This is a genomic window from Amycolatopsis sp. lyj-112, from assembly GCF_046549055.1.
GTDB lineage: Bacteria > Actinomycetota > Actinomycetes > Mycobacteriales > Pseudonocardiaceae > Amycolatopsis.
The window spans coordinates 213,705-235,674 of the sequence record NZ_JAJPWS010000010.1 but is presented as its reverse complement, the minus strand read 5'-3'; the positions used below and the strand labels follow the sequence as shown (position 1 = coordinate 235,674).

Below are 21,970 nucleotides of genomic sequence, written 5' to 3'. Positions count from 1 at the left end.
GTGACCGCCACCGCATCCACCGAGTCGGTGGCCGGTGAGGACGGCGCGTTCCGAACCGTCATCCAAGTGCCACACCCGCACCGTCTCGTCGTGGCTGGCGGCGACTGCGACCGGCCGACCGTCAACCTCAGCCACCGCCACCGCATTCACTGAATCGCCCCGGGGTTTGATGGAGGCTCCGTCAAACCCCGGGGCGATTCACCAACGCTGTCCACTGGTTGGTGGATGACACTCCGTGGGACTTGGTGGATCCGGCCACGTCAATCGGGACGATTCTCCGCGACGGCCCCGAGAGCGACTTGATTCGATTGAGTCATGCATGGCAACCCTGCTTCGCAGCACTGTCAATCCAAAGAAGCCCGCAGCTTCGACCTGCACAGCGAAGATTGACATCGTTCCCAGCAACCGGACGGGATCCACTCATGGGCTCGGCAGCCTGATTCCTGCCCGATAGGGAGGACTCACCTAAACGCGGCGGCTATTTCGTTTCGTAGACCTCCGGGTCCAGGATGGTGCGTTTCGTCGTCCTGCGGCGCTTGTGCATCTTCTCCAGTACATCGACGACACTCTCGGCAAGGCGATGGGAGTCCTGGACGACGGTGGCTCGCAGGGGGCTCGTACCTGCGTCGATCAGTGTCCGCGCCTCGATGGTTCCGTCCACGCCGATGACCACGGTGTCCGTCGTGACAAAGGTGTGGGGTTCCATAAGTTGGTCACCGGTGCTGACCAGTGGCTTTACGCCGTCCGTTCGTACTCGTTGATCAGGCCTCCGAGAAGCCGCTGTCGCTTGATCCGCTGAGAGTTGAGGTCTGCCACGGGGTGGGTCGGCCGTGGTGGGCGAAGCTCGCGGGAACGGTGCGGCCGTCGACCGTTGTAATGCCGAACGTACTCGGCGAGCACGGCACGCAGATGCCGCTCGCCCAGAATCAACATACGGTCGGTGAGCTCGGTTCTGGCCGTGAGCACAAACCGTTCCGCGTAGCAGTTCGCCCGCGGGCAACGCGGAGGAATCCTTACCGCCTCGATACCTACGTCGGCCAGAACGGCATCGAACGACGCCGTGAACTGGCCAGCCCGGTCACGGATGAGAAACCTGAAGTCGTCGCCTCGATCACCAAGATCCAGCATGAGATTGCGGATCTGCTGAGTAGTCCACCGGCCGTCCGGATTCGTGGTCGTGCCCAGGATATGGACGTAGCGGCTGCCGACCTCCAGCACGAAGAGCACGTAGATTCTTCTGAGGGTGAGCGCGCAGTCGATGTCGAGGAAGTCGCACGCCAGCATCGTCGAGGCCTGCGTGCGCAGGAACTGCCGCCAGGTCGTGTCGGTGCCCCGGACCGACGCTGGAGGAACGCGTGCCCGCCTCAGGATCCGCCGGATCGTCGAGGCACCGATCCGGTATCCGAGCTTGAGCAGCTCACCCTGAATCCTCTTGTAGCCCCAACGGTGGTTCTCTGTGGCCATCCGTTCGATCAGCCTGGCGATCGCGTCGTCGACCGGTGGCCGGCCGAGCCGGTGTGGATAGGTCCACTTCGCGGCTACCAGGCGCCGGTGCCAGCGTAGGATCGTGCCCGGGGTGACCAACCGGTGCAGCCAAAGCCCCTTGGGCAGCAGTCGAACCAGCGCGGCGAACACAGCCCGGTCAGCCCAGTCGAGGCGAGGTTTCGGGTTGCCTCTGCGCAGCACGGCGACCTCATGGCGCAGTACCAGCAACTCGACATTCTTGGACCCGACGAGCGGCCGAGCAACACCACCAAACCCGCCAGCCGAAAGAAGATCAGATAGAGCAAACGCAACGACATGGCCGGCGATCATGCCCTACCCGTCGAACGCGCCTGTCGCCGCAGGTCTGATGCATGAACCGACTTCTGGAACCCCACAGGTCAGAACCAGGGATGTCGGGGCCGCACTTTTCGCAATGGCCATCGGCTGGCGATACATCCCGAGACCCACCGCGATACGCACGTCATTGTACAGCCGGATCGCGCGGAAGCGGAATGTGCTGCTACATCTGGACAACGCCGACGGGCCGCCTCCGGTCGAGACGATCATCACTGGCACTCCTCGCGGCTGGCCGTCGCGACAAGCCGCAGGCGCATGCCCGGCCTCGTGGCCGAGAATCCCACATCGCGCACGATGCAGCGTTCGTCATGGGTTTCGAATCACCAGAACGCGGCTACTGGTGTTGAGGCGGGCTAACCAGTGCGCGTATCGGCGAAAGCACTGAGAAAGTACGTGTATCTGACGTCGTCGAGCGGGCCGACGGTATCTGCCGGCACATCGAAGTTGTCCAGAACGGCACGAACTTGTTCCAGGGTAACGGGGTACCCCTCAGGCATGGACAAGTCGTCCATGCCGAGCAAGGTCTCCAGGGTGTGATGGCTGGTCCCGAAAGGTAGATCTGCGGACCAGGCCCAGCGCTCGTCCGACTCGCGAAAAGCCTCGATCTGCCATCCGACAACAGGATCATTCATGGTTCAACGCTCCGAGTGGGATCGGGGCCTTTCCCAGGGATCGGCTGCCCCGTGTTGGGGTCGAGAACACCTTGATGCTTACCACGCTTGTTGTACATCTCCCACTCGCCGTGTCGCGAGTCCCACTCGTAGATGTTTCCCTTGTCGTCCGTCCACCTCTTACGGAGTCCGCCACCCCCTTGAACCTGCGTCTTCCGCTTTGCCAACGATGCCCCTGTCAGTCCGGGCGGTGGGTCCTTGGGAGCCGGTGTGTAGCCAGGCACCATGCGGCCTGGCACTTTCCCCGCTTTTCCTGCATCTTCAGCGACTTTGGCTGCTTCGCGGAGGATTTTGGCGCCGCGTCCGGCGGCTCCGGCGGCCATGGCGGTGCAGGCTTTGGCTTCGAGGAGCGCGCAGGCCTTGATGTCGGAGAGGAAGACATCGTAGATGAAGCCGGCGAAGCCTCCGAGGGGGCCGCCGGGGCGGCATTGGTCAGCGGTGCCGCCGAGGGCGAAGCAGACCTCGGCTTGGGGCCAAGCGCCGCGAGCGGCGAACTCGAGCGCTTCTTGCCAGGTGAAGTGCCGAGACCCGGTGTAGCCCAGTCCGCGGAGCGCTTCGTAGCGTTCGTCGGACAGGTCGCGGCCAAGGGCAGGCTGGTTGAGATCGTCGGCGGTACTGGCGCCGCTGTCAGTGCTGTTGTGTTCTTCAGGATTGGCCCGGTTGAGACGGGTTTCGGCGGCGAGCTTGGCGAGATAAGTGCGGTAGGCGGTATCGGCGGCGTCGCGGGCAGCCGCCGCGTCGCTGGCGGCGTCGCGGGCAGCGGCGGCCGCGCGGGATGCTGAGCTCGCGGCCCGCTGCGCTGATGTGCGTGCGGTGACCGCCCACCGGTAGGCGCGCCAGGCCGCGGACGTGGCGACGCTTCGTGAATGGCTGGCTTGATCGGCGGCGGCGCGGGCTTTCCGTGATGAGGCCGCGGCCTGGGTGGCGGAGTCGGCTGCGCGCTGGGCCGCCGCGCGGGCCTGGGCGGTGTAGCCGGCGGCTTGGTCGGCGTAGCCCCGGGCCCGTGCGGCCTGTTCCGCGGCCTTGTTCGCGGCGGCCAGCGCTGGGGCGACGGCGTTCCAGGCGTCGGCGGCTTCGCGGGCGGCGAGCGCGGCGGCTTCGCGGGCGAGGGTGAGGGAGTGCTCGACGCTCGCGACGTGGGCGGCGGTGACCTGGTCTTTGGCGAGGGCGAGGTACTGGCCGCGGTCGAGGAAGTCCCGGATCCCGGCGGCGGACCCGGCAAGGGCTTCCTCCGCGGCGTTGGCCAGGTTCTGCTGTTTGTTCGTGCGGGCCTCGGTCTGGACGCGGGCGACTGCCAGGACGTCGTCGCGCTGCTGACGGTAGGCCTGGGTGCGGGCCAGCAGTGCCCGCACGTCGGCCGGGGTCCCGGCCAGCGCTGTGCTCGCGGCGTCGGCAAGGGTCTGTTGTCCGGAGGTACGGGCGATGTCCAGGACCGCCCGCGCCGCGGCTTGGTCGTCGGCGTCACGGCCGGGATAGGTGGGGTCGGCGAGGAAACCACGGACCTGCTCGATCGTGCCAGCTGTCACGGTCGTGGCCGCTGCCCGGAGCTTCGCGGGATCCCCTGAGTCGGGCACGGCAGTGGCCGGGGCAGCCAGGACGGCGACCCGGTCCCGGTCGTCCGCCTCAGCCGCTGCCTCGAGCCCAGCGCGCACGAATCCTTCGGCTTCGGCGCCGTCACCGCCCAGCGCCGCTTCGGCGACCGCTTGGGTCCACGGCCCGGTGGTGGGGTTTCCGGCCAGCCGCAGCGCCACCTGGCGTGCCAGCCCGGCCCGCGCCACCGGCGTGGTGCGCGGATCGCGCGCTGCCGCGAGCCGCTCCTGGGTGATCGAGTCCCAACGGCTGGTTTCAGGTCCTGTGATGGGCTGATCGTTCGCGGGCTCGTCGGGGTGATCAGGGTCCGGCAGGTCTGCTGCAGCCCGGGCAAGGGCGAGTTTGTGCTCGTGCTCGGCGGCCAGCAGCTCGGTCTCGGCCTGCCGGGCGTTGTCGGTGATTGCCTGGGCCTTGTCCGCCGCGGCGCGTGCGGCATCGGCTGTGGTGGTAGCGGCCTTCGCAGCTGTGACGGTGTCCTGGGCCGCGGTTGCGGAGCGTCCTGCCATGTCGGCTGCGGTCTCCGCCAAGCTCGCGGCTACCTCGGCGTTGTTGGCGGCGTAGACAGCGCTGTTCGCGGCCTCTTGGGCGACGTGGTTGGCCTGCGCGGCGAAGGTTGTCGCGGTGTTCGCCGCGGACCGGGAGTGGGCCGCCTCAGCTTGCGCCCGCGCGGCGGCGCGTGCTGCCTGACGGTAGTGCGCGCTGGCGGTGCCGGCCGCGCGCGCCGCCTTCGCCGCCAATCCCGCGGCCGCGGCGGCTTTCTCACCGGCTCCGGCCGCGGCGGACGCGGCGAGGCCTGCCTGTACCGCCGCTGCCCCCGCGGCCCGACCGGCGTCCGCGGCGACACGGGCGCCGGATGCGGCGTCGCGGGCGGCCTGGGCCGCGATCCTGGCGTCTGCTGCCTTGCGTGCGTCCCCCGAGGCCGCCGACGCGGCGCGGGCGGCCTTGCCTGCCGCGCGGGAAGCGACCGCTGCCGCCGCCGCGGCCTTCGAGGCCGCCGACATCGCGGTGCGCGCCGCTGCTGCGGCGGCGCGGGAGGACGCCACGGCCTGCTGGCTGGCCTGCGCGGCCCGGCCTGCCAAATCAGCGGCGCGGGCGGCCCGGCCGCCGGCCAACCCGGCCATCTCTTCTGTCGCCCCGGCGGAGTCTCCGGCCTGATCCGCGTGCCACGCGGCGGAGTCGGCAAGACTGATCGCGCGGGCCGAGGCGTCCTTGGCGGTCTGCGTTTCCTCGGCGGCCCGCTGCCGGGCTTGCTCAGCCTGCTCAGCCAAGGTCTGTACCGAGAGCAGCTCGTTGTCGCGTGCGACGGCCAGCGAGTACCCGAAGTCCAGGAACTCCCGCTCCTCCTCCGGAGTGCCGTCCAATGCGACCTGGATGGCCTGGTAGACAGCGGATCCCTTCGGCGCGACATCCAGCAGCCGAGCGATCTTGATCTCCATGTCCACGATCTCGGCGCCGGCCCGCCCGCTGTCCACGAACTTCCGCAGCGCCTCCACGGTGCCCGCGTCGAGGGCCCGCTGGGCGCGCGCCCGGACCTCTGACCCCGCCGCGGCCGCCGCACGGACCTGTTCCACCTGCCTGCGCAGATCCTGCAGATGCGCATCGAGCCAGCCGGACACCAGATACGTCTGGACATCCTGGGGCGTCCCCGCCAACGCCGTCGTCGCGCGCTCACGGACCACGGGGCCGCCACCGGCGGCCAACTGCCCCACCTGACCCCGCACGTCCTCTTGCTCAGCGGCGGCCTGACCGGTGTCCAGGAACGCCTTCAACTGCGCGTCGGTGCCGGTCAACGCAGCACCCGCAGCGATCTGTACCGCAGGCCCACCGTCCTTCCACACCGCGAGCACACGCTCCCGATCCGATGCGCCGGACCCGGCCGGAGGAGCAGGATCCGCGGACGCCGGCGCGGCGCCCAACAAGCCCGCCGTGACCGCCAGTGCCAGCGCGCCCGCCAGCACACGCCCGGCCGCGCGGCCGCGTCCGGCGCAAGCCGTCCATAATGTCCGCATTTCCCCATCAACCCCTCAGAAACAGACACACAGTTTTCAGCACGCGGAAGAATGCACACCGCGCGCAGATTTAAGAGCACACCATTGTCGAAAGAATTTCCGGTTACCCAGTCCCGGCGGACGGAGCGTACGCGTCGCGATGATCAACGGTCCAGGTCTGTAATCAACCTCACGCTCAGGCGCCCAAACAGCTGCCCGCCAAGGGTTAGTCGCTCAGGCAGGAAGATGCAGTAGCCGACCTGTTGTCGACCTCCATTAGCTCCCGAAGGACAGTAACGCCGCCTCTCGAGGGACGGATGTAACAGATATCCACCTGCTTTCGATGGATCGATGGCGCCGTAAGATGGCGCGCGGGTATGGCCAGGTTTTCGTGGGCTGTTGTACGCGATTTCCGTGACGCTGGCCCGGTTAACTGCATTACTTGAGGGGGAAATGGTGTTGCGCGCGTCTCGGATAGGTGTGATCGCCGTGTGTGTCCTGATGGGGCTGAGCATGCCGGCCGTGGCCGTCGCGGACCCGACACCGCTGGAGCCGGTGAGCTGCGCCGGGCGCACCGACGTGGTGCGGGTGAAGTCCTCGACAGGGGATGGCCGGCCGGTGTGTTTCAAGATCCCAGACGACTTCGGCGAATACGAGATCGACGTCCCCGGCGCCTACCTCCTCGCCGGGGACAACGCCCACCCCATCACCGTCACCCTCGTTGACGGCTCCGGTGCCGCCGGTGCCGTCGACATCGACCTCGGCGGCTGGACCGCGGTCGGGGCTGGCAAAGAACAGACGGCCGCGTCCGCTCTTCGGCTGATCAGCGCCGCCACCGCACGGGGCTACGCCGCGGTCACCGCCGAACGGCAACGGCTTGCCGCCGACGAGGCAGCCGACTTCTTCCTCGGCGAGCCCACCGGACGCATACACCGCGCCAACCCGTCCGCTGCTGAAGCCTCCGAGAACGTTGGATGGGAGCAGTACTACCAATACGGCGCGATCTACTACACCGCCGCCACCGGCGCCCGCGCGATCTACGGCGGCGTTCTCGAGCGCTACTTCAAAACCGGCGGCGCCTCTGGGCCGCTGGGCTACCCCACCACCAGCCAGGCGACCGCCCCCGGCGGCGGCTGGTACGCCGACTTCACCGGCAACCCCGCCGCCGGCGGCGGCAACGGCGGATCCATCTACTGGAACCCCGAAAGCTACCCGTTCGGCTTCTCCTACTTCCGCGCAAACGCGCTTTACGGGCCCATCCGGGAAAAATGGGTCGCGCTCGGCCGTACCACCTGGCAGAGCCAACCCCTCACCGACCTCAGCCCCACCCCCAACGCCACGGGCCCCAACGGCGCCGGCGCCTACGTACACTTCGGCCCGCCCACCGAAGCCAACCACCTCGACCCCAACGGCCCGGCCAACACCTCCATCTACTACAGCGACCAGACCAAGGAGGCCCACGCCGTGCAAGGCTCCATCCGGCAAACCTGGCGCCAGAACGGCTGGGAACAAGGACGCTTCGGCTTCCCCACCACCGACGAACAACCCACCCCCACCGGATGGACCCAGGCGTTCCAACACGGCACCATCACCTGGAACCGCGGAGCCACCGCCCCCATCCTCACCACCTCATAGACCCGGACGCCGGGTCGGCACCCTCGAGTACGAGAGCCACTGTCCGGCTTGGGAAAGAACTGGCCATCCGAAAGATCCGCCAGTTCTGCACACCAGGGCGCAGCGCTACACGAACCCCACTGGAATCCAGCTCAGCCGCAAACCCTGGATAAGACCGCCGACCGCACCCGGCGCTACCGCCGCGACGGCATCGAGTGCGGTTGGATCGCGGTCGGCGACCACGGCACCACGTGGCGCCGGCCGAAAGGGCGCTCGTGACCACTCGGTGCACCAGGGCACCAGTCGATCGCGGCATCTGGCCGATGTCGACCGGCCGCTCGCGCTCGACGCGGTCGTGCGCTCGATTCCGTGTGGCCAGGTCGTGCCCTCTCCACAACGCCGGTTCGGAGCCCACCAGTGGTGGTGGTGGTGGGTGCGGGCCGACGAACGCGATCAGGCTCATCGCATCGGGACCGACGTCAATTCGGTTCATGCCGAGCGCACCCGCTCGGCATGGCGGAACAGGCAACGAACACCGCCCCGGAGCTGCGCGAGCGCCGCCGTGTTCTTGGCCTGTTCCGCGCCGGGGAGCACGGACAGGGTGAGGCCACGACGTCGTGCGGCTACTGCCACTTGGCTACGCGGGAGCATCCCCACTTTGCCCACTAGGTCTGCGTGATTGCCTCCGACGGCGACATCGCAGGCCCACCGAGCCCTGACTTCACCAGGGCAGTGGCCACCACCGGTCAGCACGGAGAGCCGGGCAACCCTAGCGACCGCCGCGACCGGCGGAATCTGCCGCTCTTACACTCCTTGAGGCGTCACGGACGCTTGCGCCTCCGCAACGATGCCCATACGGGCACGCACGAAACCACTGGTCACGAGCTCGACGCGGACTGCGTATCGGGAAATGTTTGTCCGATTGCACGGCAGTAAACATTTCAACTACAGATAGCCCATTCGGGGCAGTCCGGGTCGCGGCCCAGTATTTCACTGCCACCTAGCGTCTCCACTGTGGATGGTGCACGGTGACGCATTCTTAGGCATGCCCCGGACTGGTGCCGCACGCTTATCGGCAGAATGGTCCACTCGTCGGGTTCTGCGGTATTCTTCGCGCAGGCACCATCTGCTTGACCATCTCTGCCGACCCGCTCCGGGCGACTCCCGTGCGCGGCGCCGGTGCGGGGTGACCAGCTCCGCATCCGGCGGGGCGGCCCTGCCCGGTCGGGAACCGGGAGTGATGGATGGGCAGTCGAGGTGCCGACAACGAGGACCGTCGAGTTCAGAAGCGGTATGCGCGGAGCTGTGAGGCTCTGGCGACGTTTCTGGAGGTAGGAGCCACTTCGGTGGAGCTCCTGCACGACGGCGCGAGCCTGGCAGCCAAGGCTGCCAGGCTCGCGGCAATCGGACTCCGGATAGTCGCCAGGTGGGCGCGCAGGTAGCCGGTAGCCCCTCGCTGGTGCGACTGAGCGGCCGCACGAGTGTTACCAGCACTCGGCGGCCGTTCAGTTGCACAGACGCAATCATACCGACTTCGCCCTTTTCGCGAAAGTCGCGCAGCGTCCGCGCAATTCAATGCGGCAACATGGCGATTCCATCCTTCCGGCAGACTGTCCCATTCAGCAAAGTCACCGCTTATGCGATGCCGACGATCCGCCGCAGCGTTGCCGAATCACGTCGCAGAAGTGTCCAATTTCGCACTATCACATAATCGCGCATCGACGGATTCCGCGATCAGCCCGGCTCACGTCGCCGCCGGTCAGAGAGGCAAACGGGGCCGGAGGGCAGGTGTGGGCCACTACTGGGAGGCGTCCCTGAATATGACTCCACCGTAGGGCCGCAACCGCCGGTTTGGCCCACTGCGTTCGCGATCTGCGGGGTGGGCCTCGCACGACCACATGGTCTACCCCCGTCGACTGGCGCCGCCGCCTGCGACCACGGCGTCAAGCAGGTGAATGCCGAAGTGGAACAGCGGACCGCTGGCATTGTTGATCAAGGGACTGTTGGTCCATGGAATATCGTCTTCGTCGTCATCAGCGTCGGGATTGAGGCCCGGCCAGCGCTTGATCAATTCGCCGACATAGCGCGTGACCAGCGGACGGCGTAACGCCAGAGGCGAGGCAGCGACTTGCTGTTGGTCGCGGTCTCTCGCGACCAACAGCTGGGGGAGAGGAGGACAGCATGTTCGCTTGGGCGGTCTCGAACACGCCGCTTCAGCCGCCTGCAGACGCGGCGCCGTGGTGGGGTGTGCCGTTAATCGCCGGGGCGTTCTTGTTGACGGGTGCGCTCATCGCCTTCATCTCCACATCAGTCAGTGACCGAAAGAAAACTCGCGAGAGAAGATCGACGACAATGGGACCGAGAAATTCGTGACTCTTACATAGAAATATCGGACCAGGTTGCTCTGATCGTCAAGTATCGGTACCGATACATCGACGCGCCCGATGAGGCCCGCGACGAGGAAGGGGTGGCAGCTCTCGCCCGCATCAGGCGAGAGGTTGAGCGGCTGGAGATTATCGGCACCGACCTGGTGATATCACGTGCGAACGACCTTGAGAGCAGCTGCCAAGCGATCATATCGCTGTGGCACGACCTAAGCGATGTCGACAAGTCCAAGTATCGCTCTGTGAGGGCTTCGCTTGGCGAGCTCCGTCATGCCGTTAAAGACGGTATTCGGCTTGAGCGGTACAAGCCGTATGTCCGCCCGCCGATGTCTCGGAGAACGCGGTTGAAGCTGTTCCTTTCACGACAGAAGGCGGCGCTGGGTAGACGGGCTCGTGGCGTGTTCGATCGAACGCGTCCTTGACGATGGCGTCCTGCTGCCAAGATTCGTTTGTCAGCTGGCCGTGCCGCCGGCGACCGCTGAGGTGCGGGATCAGTTTGACCTTGTGGGCTACGTGGTAGTGGACAGCGAATCAGTGAAACAAAGGTCGGGTGGCGTCGGAGGTACCAGCAGTGGACTGTTGCCGATCGATTCTGCAGACACTGATCGTGCGTGCGCGTACAGTCGCTCGCTGTGACAACGACCGACACGGCGAATTGGATCTTCTTCTGTCTCGGAGTGCTGAGCGCGGCGGGGGCGACCTTCAGGGCCTCGTTCCCGGTCCGCTCCCCCGGCCCCTATCGCCCGCCTCGCCCAAGTCACCCGGTTCTGCTGCTTATCAGGGAGATCGCGATGTGGTCTCCCGTGGTGGTGGGCCCGCTGCTGTTGCTGGGCGGCGCGGTGCTGCTCGCTGTGACGACAGGCCGGCTCAGCTGGCTCACTGTGCTCTCCGGAGCCGTCTGCCTCGCGGTCTTTGCGTTGCTGCGGCTGGAGACGGTCCATGGCGAGGTAGCACGCCAGTTGAGGGGCGTAGAGGCGGAGCAGCAGGGAATGAGGGGCCTGCAGAGAGAGGTAACGCGCCTGGATACGACCTTCAGGTCCGTGAAGATGGGACTGGAATTGTCGCGGGGGTCCGACCCGTTGCTGCGCGTCCCCCTGCTCGAATTCCAGGACATGCTCCAGGATGTGGTCCGGGACGCTGTCGCGCAGCGGGACATGAACCCGTCGGTGGCGGCCGAGGTAGCCGGCGAGGTCACCGGAACTGTCTCCGATCTAATGCGCGTCGAGTTCACCGCAATGTTTGGCCAGTTGGGCTCGGAACTCATGCTGTGGCGCGAGAACCTCACCAACGAGGTGCGCGGGGCCCTTGCCGGCGAGGGTGTCCGGCCGACCTGGGTGGCCACCGACTTCAGCACCTTCACGCAGTCGATGACCGCTGCCGGGCTATGGGCGCCGGTGTCGGTCTACACCGCCGCCGACGAAGGCACGGCGTTGAAAGACGCGGTCGTGCGCGTGCTGCGGGAGTTCGGGCTGGAGGTCGCGGTCGAGGAGCCCCCAGTCCGCGGTTCCTGGTGGCAGCGTTTCTGGGCCCGCAGTCGCGAGGTCGCCGACTCCGAACCGGTGCGGGACCGGCTGGCGAAGCTGGAGCGCGCGCTGGAACTGGAAGCGCTCGGCAAGCGCCAGGCCGAGATCGACAAGGCGAAGGCCGAAGCCGTCGCCGCGCTGCACGCAGTCGTGAAGGAGCAGGAGAACGCCGTCGTCCGCCTGGGATCGATCGTCATGATCAAGAAAGCGGGTGATCTTGTCGTGTTCACCGTCAGCGAGATGCAGGCAGCCGTCATGGAGAAGCACAGCGAACTACTGCGGGACCCGGTTGCGGCGCTGAATTTCCTCCACGATGGCCGGCCACCCGGCAAAGACGACTGGCATCTGGCCGCCGGGCCGGACCCTGCGTCGCATCGTGCCGTCACCGACCACGACAAAACTTGACGACCGGCTCCCACGCGGTCACCGCCGGACCTCTCCACGTCTCGGCATCGTAGAGAGTCGTGTTCCAGCGGAAGCGTCGGCGTGGCAGCCACGGCACCGGGTCCAGACATCGAAGGTCCCCCGAGGTCCGGGATCAGCTCGCGGTTTCACGGCTCCCGTCCAGAGAATGCGGCCGTGAGGCCGCGGCGATCTGCGTCATCTGAGGTAGCAGCATCGCGGCGAGCATCTTGGTGTCGGCGACGATGTCGAGGTTGTCGAGGTCGACCTCACGGCGCCAGTGGTACGAGTGTTCCGGCGTGACCAGCAGCGTCACCGGCCGTGGCGCGATGGCGAGGTACTGGTGATCGACGTGAATATGCGGCTCGGGGGTGTGACTGTCGGCGGGCACGGCCAGTTCGTTCATCCACCATGGTCGGACTACTTCTGGCACGGGGTAACGCGCCGGCAGTGGCAGCCCGGCGCCTGAGAAGTTCGGCGTGACGGCCAGCTTCCTCCAGTACCTCGCGCAGTGCAGCATCAGCCGCATTCTCGTTCTCGACGTGCCCTCCGGGTTCATCCACTGCTTCAGACGCGATCAGTCCGAGGTTCCAGGTGTCATCGATCTGGGCGAACATGAGACGGTCGCGGTGGACTCTTTGATCACTCGGTGCCCCTGGCTCTGCAGTCTTGTCGCCACGACTGTCGGCAACCGGCCCAGTGTCGCTGGGCCCACCGACAAGAACGGCGTGCTCTCCGGAAGGAGCTACCTGATCAGGTGACGCCGGGATCGTAGGCTCCAGAAACCGTCAGAGGGCGTGGCTACCGCGGCGACCGTGACCGCCCACACCGCGAACAAACCAGCCGCCCCCACTCAGCGTCCCGCTCTGGCCTGTGAGGAACCCGCTCCCCCTTCCCTAGTAGCTGATCCGCTGGACCCGCATCGATCAGTTCACTGCTGGTCTCGCAGAGTTCAACGACGCCGGCCGTTGACCACCGCTTATTGAAACCGCTACGCCACGCGCAGCCAACGCCGAAACCGGCGACGTACCCGCACAGGCCTTCGGGTGGACGCAGTATCCCGCCCATGGTCCCGGGATCGAACTGCTCGGCCACCCCGCGCTCCACTGTGGAGCTGGGCTGCGGGCAGGGTGACGCTGGTGGTGAGCTTGGCTAGGAGGTCTCGCTGTGCCCGCGTGGGTCGAACCCGTTCACGAGATCGGCCGTCCGGCCGGCGCGGAGGACGTCGAGGCATACGGCGACGCGCCGCGCCAGGCGCGGGCTGAGCAGTGTGGCGCATTCGTCGCGAGTGCAGCTACTAAGAGGAGGCCGATCGTTTGATCGACTCTATCAGGTTCGCTTGAAGCGCTTCATGAGCCGCCTCTGCGGCAGCAGCAGCCGCAGCTTGCTCGTTAAACAGAAGCTGCGCTTCTGTTGCCTTGGCGCAAATTTCCGAGTCTATGCCTCGCAATACGGCAATTAGGTCGCTGATCGCAAGTTCCGGCGACACTTCAAATATCGTCGGCGTGTTATAAGAGTAGCGAATGGTCACGTCGCGTTCGCGCAAGAGCGCGCTTGCTTCACTGTATACGCGAGTAATCGACTCATCTACTTCCAGTCTAAGACGAGATTGAACCTCTCCATTTAGAATAAGTTTCTCGGCGGAAAGAAAGGCCGATTCGACCCAATCGGGGAACTCGCCTCGGTGTCGCGCGAATTCAAGTTCATATGCGTCTCGTTCAGCTTGCTCGCGGGCAGTCTCTTCGGCACGTCGTTCGGCGGCGGCGATAACGTCAGACTCTGCGTCGCGTAGCAGCTCAAGCACTGATGCGATCAGTACATCCGTGTTTGCGTCATGCAGTGCGACAGCGGAAATCTCAGACGGCCATGTAAATTGCCACTGTGAGACGCCGACGACATCGACCGTCTTTAGTTTCTCCCTGATAGCGATTGACCAATCCGCGCGGCGGTCTTCTTCGGCAGGTAGATTACCAATATCAAACGAGACCCGAGAGCCCCCGTAATTCTGCATGGGGACAGCATGGAGGGCATTGATTCGCGCTGACTGCCACGGTACTTCACGGGATATCGCGCGGATTCGCTGTTCGTCGAGGCGAACTGCTCGATCGAAATTCGATACGAGAGTTGCATTAACCGCTTCCCAGCGCACAATCCACCAGAATACGAAGACCAGTGCACGGTTGACTTCCTCTACGGTCACCATCGCACTGCCCGCTTGCCGCAACTCGGAAAACCATACGTATTCGCCAGGGTCGGTTGCAAAAGCCTGCGCGGCCGTCAGATCGCGGGCAATCGTAACGATTTTGTCGAGTCCTGCCTTCTTCATCTCATATGAAATCCGCGATCGTCCACCTTCAGCGCGTTCATGAACTTGCAGCCACTCTTGAAAGGCGGGAGAAAATGCCGCGTCAACCTTGCCAAGGGCCTCGCCTGCCTTGCCTTGATCGAGCAACTCTTCGGCAGACTGAAGGTAGCTGCGCAGTTCCGAAGTCTGAATTGCGGAGGAAAGGTGAACAGTGCCAAGCTCAATATCAAAAACCGCAGCTACGACTGAATTAGTGTAACTCTCTGTTGCGATGCTCCAGCCGGGAAGCAGCGTTGGGTCCGCCCCCACACCCTCATGCTGCGCACTATTGCGCGACCGATGCAAGGTGCGTACGTCCGCCCAGCCACTTCGTGTAACGTCCCACTTGACACCAAGCGAGTTCTTAACCTTATTATGCATGTCTTCGAAAGTGTCTCGCGGCTTGACCTCGACGTCTGGCAACGTCTGCACGGCGAGGTGTACAGCCCGCTCGTTGACAGCGTCGAGTAGTACAAGTGCGGTCAAACGCCCCACTGCCGTTGTCGTACGAGCCGAGCTTCGCGCCTGATCAAGTAACGCCCGGAGTTGCACAAGAGCCTCTGCCTGCCCGGCTGTTAACAGTATCATTGACGATTTATACACCGCAGTGCGTCAACTTGGCTCGCGACATGCTGGTACATGGAGGTGGTCGAGGCGTAGGTCGGGCTCTGTTGCGGCGCCTCGAATACCGTTCAGAGGAAAACGGGTCGTTACCAGTAAAGTACCGCGTATTGCATCAGATGAATCACCGACCCTGTCCTGTCTCAGTCAAAGTGGCGGATCTCAGTTTACGCGGCGGATCGCATGGCTGCCCGCCACGCACACTGAGACATAGCGGCGAAGTGTTCTTGATCAGCTCCTTTCGCTGCGCCGATCGCGACTCGCTCGGCGCAGCGAATCTTCTACGCTTGGGATAGTTCTACGGTGTGAGTTGTCAACCGTCACGGGTCGGCACGCGTGATTGTGCGTGACGCAGAGCGTCGGCCGCGCCTGCCGTTCCCGCAGCGACTTCCTGTTTTAGCTGCTCTACCATTCCCTGCTTGGCTAGCAGTTCAGCCAGCCGTATTGCGGCGAGGCCGTCGCCGTTGTCTGCGCGCTCGCGCAGCTGTTCCACGTCCCCCTGCGCGGCCAGCAGATCAGCCAGTCGGCTTGCGGCGAAGCCGTCGCCGTTGTCGGCGCACTCGCGCAGCTGTTCCACGTCCCCCTGCTTAGCCCGCAGATCAGCCAACAGCGCTGCGGCGGGCCTGTCCCCATTGTCTGCGCGCTCGCGCAGCTGTTCCATATCCCCCTGCTTAGCCAGCAGATCAGCCAACAGCTCTGCGGCGGGCCAGTCGTCGTTGTCGGCGCGCTCGCGCAACCGCTCCACATCCCCCTGCTTAGCCAGCAGATCAGCCAGTCGCATTGCGGCGGGCCTGTCCCCGTTGTCGGCGCGCTCGCGCAACCGCTCCACATCCCCCTGCTTAGCCAGCAGTTCAGCTAACCGCGCTGCGGCGGATCCGTCGCCGCTGTCGGCGCGTTCGCGCAGCTGTTCCACATCCCCCTGCTCAGCCAGCAGATCAGCCAGTCGCATTGCCGCGAACCCGTCACCGTTGCCGTTGTCTGCGCGTTCGCGCAGCTGTTCCACGTCCCCCTGCTCAGCCAGCAGTTCTGCCAACAGCGTTTCGGCGGGCCAGCCGCCGTTGTCGGAGCGCTCGCGCAACCGCTCCACATCCCCCTGCTCAGCCAGCAGGGCAGCCAACAGCGCTGCGGCGGGCCAATCGCCCTTGTCTGCGCGCTCGCGCAGCTGTTCCACATCCCCCTGCTCAGCCAGCAGTTCAGCTAACCGCGCTGCGGCGAACGCGTCGCCGCTGTCGGCACGCTCGCACAGGTGGTCTACCTTTCCCTGCTTGGCCAGTAAGGCGGCCAAAGTGTCGGCGGCGAACTCGTCGCCGTTGTCGGCGAGCTCGCGCAACCGCTCCACCGCCTCCTGCCTGCCCAGCAGGTCAACTAACTGCACGGCGGCGAACGCGTAACCGTTGTCGATGAGTCGTTGGTACAGGGTGAGGGCTTCGTGGTCGCGGCCGCGGAGGTCGGCGTTGTTGGCAATGCTGTGGGCGTCGTCGGGATGGTGGTGGCAGATCAGGGCGTGCCAGGCGGTATCGGGCAGGTGTTCGGTACGGCGGACGCGGAGGGCGTGCTGGTGGAGGTAGTCGGCGACCTGGTAGCCGGCGATGGTTCCCATGCCGGCGGCGACGGGGCAGAGGGTGGCGGTGGCGCCGTGGAGTAGTTCGGTGGCGTAGTCCAGAGCGTTGTCGAGCCAGTGTGGTGGTGGGGTGGCCTGCTGCCGGTTGGTGAGGTATCCGGGTACGGCCGCTTCGAGGTAGTCGCGGGTGAGGGGTGCGTGGGCGCCGACGCGGCGGGCGTCGAGCGCGGCAGTGATGACCGCTTTGGCGTAGGCGGGTGCTTGGTCCCAGTGGCGGATCAGTTCCGGGCCTGCGGCGATCACCTGGGTAAAGCCGGCGTCGGGAGTGTCGAGTGCGACCCGGATCCGGCGATCAGTCTGGGCGAGGTCCTCGGCGCGGCGGCGTTCGTGAATGCTGAGCGTGCCAGGCACGGTCAGCACGTCGGCGAGACTGAGCAGCCGCCGGTCGTTGGCGTCGGGGTCCGGTTCACCGTCTGCGGGTAGCGCGACGCGCTTGGTGCGTTTGTCGGGCCAGCAAGTTGCAACCAGCACCACACCCGCCTCGATCAGCCTGCGGACCACTCCCGCCGGCACGCCCCCATGGAAGTCGAGGTAGTCCTGCAGCTCGTCCAGCCACACCACCGTCCGGCCCGCCGGTTGTCCGGCGAATTCCCGCAGCACGTCGGCCTCACCGGGGTGCAGTAGCCACCAGTCCGGAAGCACCGCCCGCACCGCCTCGAACAGCGCGCGGGTCTTCCCCACCGACGAATCCCCGGTCACTAGGACGAACCCACCCTGCTGCCCGGCGAGTGTGATCCTCGTGCGCAGGTCGGCATCGAAGTCCCGCGGCACGTACAGCGGCAACTCATTCCTGCCGGACGTGGCGGGGCCGCACCGGGCGAGTTGGTCGACCTGGATCGAGGCGTGCACGCCCAGCACGCGCGGTCGCGCATCCCGGACCCGCACTGCCCCTGGCGGGCGCTGCTGGTGGAAGTTCGCGACTCGCTCCAGCGCCTGCAGCCACGGCCGCTGCACTGCCTCCTCTGTGACACCGCACACGGCTAGCCACGTCACCACTGTCTCCTGCTGTGGCACGGATTTGACGTTGCGCAGGTCGCTGGCAGTGGAATGCGGGAGAGTCGGTTGCCGCCCATTCTGCTTCGGCAGCTTCGCTGCGGCCTTCCCCAGATCGCGCAGCGACATCCCCCGGGTGCTGCGCAGCTGATCGAGTTCGTCAGCCAGCTGGCGCAGTGTGGTGATCTCCCCCAGATTCATGCTGACCACACTCCATTCTCCGCGGCTGTGCCGTCCGGCGACGGCCACCGGACACCGCCGGACACCGTACTCAGTCTCTCGACGACGCCACGTCGTTACTGATGACCCGGCCGGTCCCCTGACGGCCCACGCAACGCCGTCCGGGTCCGTCCGGACCCCGTGCCGGACCCCATCCCAGGCTCCGAGGCTGATCGGTGTCGCTGGCAAGCACGGACAGGCCGGACTCCCGACCCTCTCAAGAACAGGACCTAAAGCATGTGGACGCCGCTGATCACCCTCATCGCCCTGGTACTTCTCACCGCCGCCGGCGCCGCCGCGGCCGTGACACTCACAACCAACGACCATCGACGCGCCCACCGCGCCGTGACTTTGCTGAAAATCCTGCTCGGAGCCATCCTCGGCAGCAGCGGTCTGATCGCTGCGGCGATCCGCCTGCACCAGGCCGAACTGCTGTGACGCCGACACAGCTCACACAGCGCGATCTGAAAGATCGGCGCCGGGGCCGGTGGCATCACCAAGCAGTCGGCGCAGCGCCGCTGGGCATCCACGGCCGCGACCGTGGATGCGCTGGCCGACGGGATCGGCGCGGATGCCCTGCGCAGCCGGAAAGCAGCCACGAGCCGGAAGCTGGCCGAATACCTTGACGCAAGGTACCTGCAGCATCTCATCTCGAGGACGACGTCGCCGACGACACCGACCGGCCCGTCAGTGGCTACCTGACCAGGACCCGCGCCGCCCGGCCCCAATCGCCGGGTACCAGCGGAGATCGTCCGGTCGACGAACCTGCTGGAAGCTCCGTGAACCGGACGATCGACTTTCCACCGCTGCGCAACGGTGTCGACGACCTCCAGGACGCTGTGCGCCGACTCGGCGAGACCTCGAGCCCCAGACCTGAAGTACGCGGTGCTGCACCTGCATGCCGGGGTTGAGGTCCTGCTCAAGTACCGGCTGATCTGCCAGGACTGGCGCCCCATCGAGGACACCGACGACGGCGCGCCCGAGGTGACCGAGAAGGACTACGAGAGCGGCCGGTTCCGCAGCATCGGCATCGGCAAGGCCCTCAAGCGGCTGCAGGACCTCGACGGCATCACGCTCACCAACGGCCCGAAGATCGCCGCCGGCGCGCTGGAGCGGTTCCGGAATCAGCTGCAGCATCAAGGCCTGACCAGCTCCGCCGACGCGGTCGAGTCCCAGACAGTCCGACGGCTACTGCGACGCGACAACGCGGAATGTGTCGTGATATCGATGCCGAGCCGGATGCCGGCGGATCCTGATCAGGTGCCCGTTGACGTGGGCGGAGTGCCGACCAGCAGGGTCGGGGTCCATCCACTCGATCGTGACGTCGCGGTCGATGGAGCTCAGGGTGATCTGCAGCGGTGGCGTGACGCCGGCGAGCAGGGCGGCCAGTCGCTCGCGGCGCTCCTGATGCGGCTTGGCCCTCGGTCGCGGTGTTTCTCGGCGAGCAGGTCGAAGGCCACGTGGCAGACCCCGATGCCCGCGGGCGCGCGGGGTACCCGGCTTTCTCGTTTGCGGTGGGTGAAACGGGACCCGTAGCTAGAGGGTCGTAGCCAAGGTCCAGTGGTGTTCGCTGTCTGGATCGTCGAGCCAGAGCTGGTGGGCTGCGTCCGGCGTCACGGTGAGGCCGAATCGGTCCCATTGGGGCTGGCCGAGATCCAGCCACTGTTTGTGGGCGTTCTCGAATTCGTCCCAGATCCGACTCGCGCCCTGCTGCCGAACTTCGCGCCGACCGTCTCGGGAGTCCTTCGCGACCGCACACCAAGAGCCGTCTGTCGCGGTGAACACTGCCCACTGATGCCCGCCAGCGCCAGCGGCCCCGCGGTAGCCGAATGTCAGGGGCGATGGCAGCCGGGCGTGGGTGAGCATCCAGGGGATCAACGATTCCCAAGGGTGCAGAGGCAGCGCAGTGGTGGAGCGGTCGCCGTCCTCCGGGGTGAGGTCAATGCGCAAATCCGGTGGTGCGCCATCGGTGTCCCTGATCGCCATGAAGCCTGCCCAGCGAGGGAGGAACCGTCCTTGAAGGCGATCGGCGTGGCGGGCGAGCAGGACGAGGTTCCCGGCGTGCACGCTGCGTTTGAGGTCGGCCAGGATGAGGCCGCCTTCCCGGGTTTGTTCGGCCCAGGCCCAGGGGATGGCCGGCACGGAGCAGGTCGCGATGATGCGATCGAAGGGAGCGTGACCGGGCAGACCTGCACCGCCGTGGGCGATGTCGAGTGCCGGGTAGAGGCCGAGGCTGTGCAGGCGTGTCCGGGCTGCGGCGACCAGGTCGGCGCCGATGTCGACCGAGCAGACCTGGTCGCCGCCGAGCCGGTGAGCGAGGAGCCCTGCGTTGTATCCGGTTCCGGTGCCGATCTCGAGCACCCGGTGGGAGTCCTGGATGTCGAGTGCTTCGAGCATGCGGATCATGAGGCCCGGTTTGGTCGAGGAGGACACAGTGACCTGGTTACCGCGTGCGGTGGTGGCGAGCGCGGTGATCAGCGGCTGGTTGCGGTAGACCTGGTCGAGCCAGTCGGGTGAGTCGTGGCCGGTCTCGCTCCAGTGGCCGTCGGGCTGCTGGGTGTAGAAGCGGGGCACGAAGACGTGCCGGGGGATGGTTTCGAGCGCGGCGCGCCACTGCGGTGACCGCAGCACGCCGTCGGTGGCGATGTCGTCGGCCAGCCGGTGGGCGTGGGGGCGCCATGGCGTGGCGGTCGCCGTCATGGCGTTTCTCCTCGGGTCAGCAGGTCGGCGATCGTGTCGGTGATCGGTGCGGTGATGGCGTCTTCGATCCACCCATACTGGCCTCCGGCGTTGCATTCGAGGAAGACCCATTCCCCGTCCGGGCGGATGACGAAGTCGAACGCCCCATACACGAGCCCGAATGCCCGGCAGTAGCGCAGGACACCGGCGACAATGTCGTCTGGTGGTTCCAGCCGCTGGTAACGCAGGTTCTGGTAGTCGTTGCGGTAGTCCAGATGGGTTTCGGTGGTCTGGGCGTAGATGCCGGCGGTGAAGACGTGCTCGCCGACCACGATGACCCGGGCTTCGTGAGCTTTCGGGATCCAGCGCTGGAACTGGTGTGTAGCGACCTCCAGGCCGCGCAGGTCCGCGATGTCGTTGGCGGTGACCGGGGCGGTGAAGGTGGTCTTGCGGCCGCCTTCCTCGATGATCGCGGCCGCGCCGAATGCTTTGGTGATCGTGTCGCCGCCGCTGACGAACTCGGCGACCGATTCGGGGACGGTGGTGACGAGGGTGTCGGTGACAGTCAGTCCGCACCGGGCCGCGGTGGTGAGCTGGACGGGTTTGTAGGCGGCGTCGGCGTTGCGGGAGGGGTGGTTGATCCACTTGACCGGGAGCGAGGCAAGCACGCCGCCGAGGCCGAGTTTGGTCTCGCTCATGGCCCAGTTCCGCTCGGTCGCCGACATCTCTGCGGGGAAGCTGAACGCCGAGGGGCTGCGATACCACACCGACCGCAGCCCCTCCAGCGCGATCGTCCGCCCATGGGCGGACAAGGTCCCCACCCATCGCCCGTTGCGGAGTCGCGCGTCGATGCTGCAGTGCCGCGGGAACCAGGCGGTATCGACGCGCGCGACCGGCGTACCGCGCCGCTCCAGCGCTGCGACCATGCGGTCGGCGGTGAAGTCCCGTTCCGGGGCGAGGACGAGGACTGTCATCAGTCGTTGTCCCAGTCCTCGGAGCTGGGCCCGTCCTCACCATCGACGGTCGAGGTCGTGTCCGCCGACGGATCACCCATGACCGGAGACTCGATCACCGGGCAGCCGGTGGCGTCGACCGCCTTCTGCTGCCCCGGGTCGTAGCTCCACGGAGGCAGTACGCGGCCCGGCCCGGCCGGGCGCGCCCGGCGCAAGCCCCACGGCCGCATCCCGTCCGGTGACGGCACATCGTCCCGCTGGGCGGTGAAACTCGAGCCGTCGAGTGCGAACTGGGCGCTGAACGGCGCGAACGGATCTGCCGCAGCAACCTCAGTAGTTGTCATAGACATTCGCTATTTCCTTTCTGCAGAGCCTTCGGGGCGAGTCTGACGGACCCGGCCGACGTCAAGCCGATGCAGCGGCCAGCCGCCCCCAAACGGGGTATCCCGCTCGCGGGATTGGCAGCTGGCCGCGCACAGCGGCGATCTCGTTGTCCGCGAGTACCTCGTGCGGCGTGAGTCGCAAC

General features: G+C 66.3%; 17 protein-coding genes and 1 pseudogene. 5 read left to right on the top strand and 13 right to left on the bottom strand.

Translation table 11 applies throughout. The features are described 5' to 3' along the window. Positions 1 to 153 (top strand): hypothetical protein, encoded by a 153-nt coding sequence (locus tag ACLJRL_RS29515; RefSeq protein WP_410659580.1) that lies wholly within the window; start codon positions 1 to 3, stop codon positions 151 to 153. A gap of 325 nt (positions 154 to 478) precedes the next feature. Here the strand turns inward: ACLJRL_RS29515 and ACLJRL_RS29510 are convergent, their stop codons facing one another. The 4 genes from ACLJRL_RS29510 to ACLJRL_RS29495 all read right to left on the bottom strand — a co-directional run bounded on the left by ACLJRL_RS29510 (position 479) and on the right by ACLJRL_RS29495 (position 5,941). Next, positions 479 to 706, bottom strand: a complete 228-nt coding sequence (locus ACLJRL_RS29510; protein ID WP_410659579.1) for a hypothetical protein — start codon at positions 704 to 706, stop codon at positions 479 to 481. 29 nt (positions 707 to 735) lie between these two features. Next, positions 736 to 1,815 (bottom strand): integrase core domain-containing protein, encoded by a 1,080-nt coding sequence (locus tag ACLJRL_RS29505; RefSeq protein WP_410659578.1) that lies wholly within the window; start codon positions 1,813 to 1,815, stop codon positions 736 to 738. A gap of 380 nt (positions 1,816 to 2,195) precedes the next feature. Then, positions 2,196 to 2,474 (bottom strand): hypothetical protein, encoded by a 279-nt coding sequence (locus tag ACLJRL_RS29500; protein WP_410659577.1) that lies wholly within the window; start codon positions 2,472 to 2,474, stop codon positions 2,196 to 2,198. Then, positions 2,471 to 5,941 (bottom strand): colicin E3/pyocin S6 family cytotoxin, encoded by a 3,471-nt coding sequence (locus tag ACLJRL_RS29495; RefSeq protein ID WP_410659633.1) that lies wholly within the window; start codon positions 5,939 to 5,941, stop codon positions 2,471 to 2,473. The genes ACLJRL_RS29500 and ACLJRL_RS29495 overlap by 4 nt, the downstream gene beginning before the upstream one ends. A 549-nt stretch (positions 5,942 to 6,490) precedes the next feature. On the opposite strand from ACLJRL_RS29495, the gene ACLJRL_RS29490 reads away from it, so the two are divergent. Continuing rightward, on the top strand, positions 6,491 to 7,726 hold the full coding sequence (locus tag ACLJRL_RS29490; protein WP_410659576.1) for an LGFP repeat-containing protein: 1,236 nt from the start codon (positions 6,491 to 6,493) through the stop codon (positions 7,724 to 7,726). Between the two features lie 468 nt (positions 7,727 to 8,194). Here ACLJRL_RS29490 and ACLJRL_RS29485 read toward each other — a convergent pair whose 3' ends face one another. After that, complete coding sequence (locus tag ACLJRL_RS29485) at positions 8,195 to 8,338, bottom strand: hypothetical protein (protein ID WP_410659575.1); 144 nt, start codon at positions 8,336 to 8,338, stop codon at positions 8,195 to 8,197. Positions 8,339 to 9,608: 1,270 nt separating this feature from the next. Further along, positions 9,609 to 9,863 (bottom strand): hypothetical protein, encoded by a 255-nt coding sequence (locus ACLJRL_RS29480; RefSeq protein ID WP_410659574.1) that lies wholly within the window; start codon positions 9,861 to 9,863, stop codon positions 9,609 to 9,611. Between the two features lie 858 nt (positions 9,864 to 10,721). On the opposite strand from ACLJRL_RS29480, the gene ACLJRL_RS29475 reads away from it, so the two are divergent. Further along, on the top strand, positions 10,722 to 12,017 hold the full coding sequence (locus tag ACLJRL_RS29475) for a hypothetical protein (RefSeq protein WP_410659573.1): 1,296 nt from the start codon (positions 10,722 to 10,724) through the stop codon (positions 12,015 to 12,017). Between the two features lie 133 nt (positions 12,018 to 12,150). Here the strand turns inward: ACLJRL_RS29475 and ACLJRL_RS29470 are convergent, their stop codons facing one another. The 4 genes and pseudogenes from ACLJRL_RS29470 to ACLJRL_RS29455 form a co-directional block, all read right to left on the bottom strand. Further along, positions 12,151 to 12,420, bottom strand: a complete 270-nt coding sequence (locus ACLJRL_RS29470; protein WP_410659638.1) for a hypothetical protein — start codon at positions 12,418 to 12,420, stop codon at positions 12,151 to 12,153. Positions 12,421 to 12,490: 70 nt separating this feature from the next. Further along, positions 12,491 to 12,631: pseudogene (locus tag ACLJRL_RS29465) on the bottom strand (NUDIX domain-containing protein); the annotation flags it as partial. 680 nt (positions 12,632 to 13,311) lie between these two features. Continuing rightward, a complete protein-coding gene (locus ACLJRL_RS29460; protein WP_410659572.1) occupies positions 13,312 to 14,853 on the bottom strand; it encodes a hypothetical protein in 1,542 nt (513 codons plus the stop codon). 439 nt (positions 14,854 to 15,292) lie between these two features. Further along, the gene (locus tag ACLJRL_RS29455) at positions 15,293 to 17,794 is read right to left on the bottom strand and encodes a hypothetical protein (protein WP_410659571.1); all 2,502 of its coding nucleotides are present in this window, start codon (positions 17,792 to 17,794) and stop codon (positions 15,293 to 15,295) included. Positions 17,795 to 18,049: 255 nt separating this feature from the next. Here ACLJRL_RS29455 and ACLJRL_RS29450 point away from each other — a divergent pair, with 255 nt between their 5' ends. Next, complete coding sequence (locus tag ACLJRL_RS29450; RefSeq protein WP_410659570.1) at positions 18,050 to 18,250, top strand: hypothetical protein; 201 nt, start codon at positions 18,050 to 18,052, stop codon at positions 18,248 to 18,250. Positions 18,251 to 18,628: 378 nt separating this feature from the next. After that, positions 18,629 to 19,348, top strand: a complete 720-nt coding sequence (locus ACLJRL_RS29445) for a hypothetical protein (RefSeq protein ID WP_410659569.1) — start codon at positions 18,629 to 18,631, stop codon at positions 19,346 to 19,348. Here ACLJRL_RS29445 and ACLJRL_RS29440 read toward each other — a convergent pair whose 3' ends face one another. The 3 genes from ACLJRL_RS29440 to tgmA are packed head-to-tail and all read right to left on the bottom strand — an operon-like array spanning position 19,349 to position 21,788. Continuing rightward, the gene (locus tag ACLJRL_RS29440; protein WP_410659568.1) at positions 19,349 to 20,512 is read right to left on the bottom strand and encodes a methyltransferase domain-containing protein; all 1,164 of its coding nucleotides are present in this window, start codon (positions 20,510 to 20,512) and stop codon (positions 19,349 to 19,351) included. Then, the gene (gene tgmB / locus ACLJRL_RS29435; RefSeq protein ID WP_410659567.1) at positions 20,509 to 21,465 is read right to left on the bottom strand and encodes an ATP-grasp ribosomal peptide maturase; all 957 of its coding nucleotides are present in this window, start codon (positions 21,463 to 21,465) and stop codon (positions 20,509 to 20,511) included. Before tgmB ends, ACLJRL_RS29440 begins: the two co-directional genes overlap by 4 nt. Continuing rightward, positions 21,465 to 21,788: a putative ATP-grasp-modified RiPP gene (tgmA, locus tag ACLJRL_RS29430; RefSeq protein WP_410659566.1), complete on the bottom strand. Its 324-nt coding sequence runs from the start codon at positions 21,786 to 21,788 to the stop codon at positions 21,465 to 21,467. Before tgmA ends, tgmB begins: the two co-directional genes overlap by 1 nt. Between the last annotated feature and the right edge of the window lie 182 nt (positions 21,789 to 21,970).

Excerpts from the sequence above, each read along its gene's own strand:
- ACLJRL_RS29505 (WP_410659578.1), bottom strand. The coding sequence starts at position 1,815 with ATGATCGCCGGCCATGTCGTTGCGTTTGCTCTATCTGATCTTCTTTCG.
- ACLJRL_RS29455 (WP_410659571.1), bottom strand. The coding sequence starts at position 17,794 with ATGAATCTGGGGGAGATCACCACACTGCGCCAGCTGGCTGACGAACTC.
- tgmB (WP_410659567.1), bottom strand. The coding sequence starts at position 21,465 with ATGACAGTCCTCGTCCTCGCCCCGGAACGGGACTTCACCGCCGACCGC.
- ACLJRL_RS29500 (WP_410659577.1), bottom strand. The coding sequence starts at position 2,474 with ATGAATGATCCTGTTGTCGGATGGCAGATCGAGGCTTTTCGCGAGTCG.
- ACLJRL_RS29510 (WP_410659579.1), bottom strand. The coding sequence starts at position 706 with ATGGAACCCCACACCTTTGTCACGACGGACACCGTGGTCATCGGCGTG.
- ACLJRL_RS29440 (WP_410659568.1), bottom strand. The coding sequence starts at position 20,512 with ATGACGGCGACCGCCACGCCATGGCGCCCCCACGCCCACCGGCTGGCC.
- ACLJRL_RS29470 (WP_410659638.1), bottom strand. The coding sequence starts at position 12,420 with ATGAACGAACTGGCCGTGCCCGCCGACAGTCACACCCCCGAGCCGCAT.
- tgmA (WP_410659566.1), bottom strand. The coding sequence starts at position 21,788 with ATGACAACTACTGAGGTTGCTGCGGCAGATCCGTTCGCGCCGTTCAGC.
- ACLJRL_RS29450 (WP_410659570.1), top strand. The coding sequence starts at position 18,050 with ATGTGGACGCCGCTGATCACCCTCATCGCCCTGGTACTTCTCACCGCC.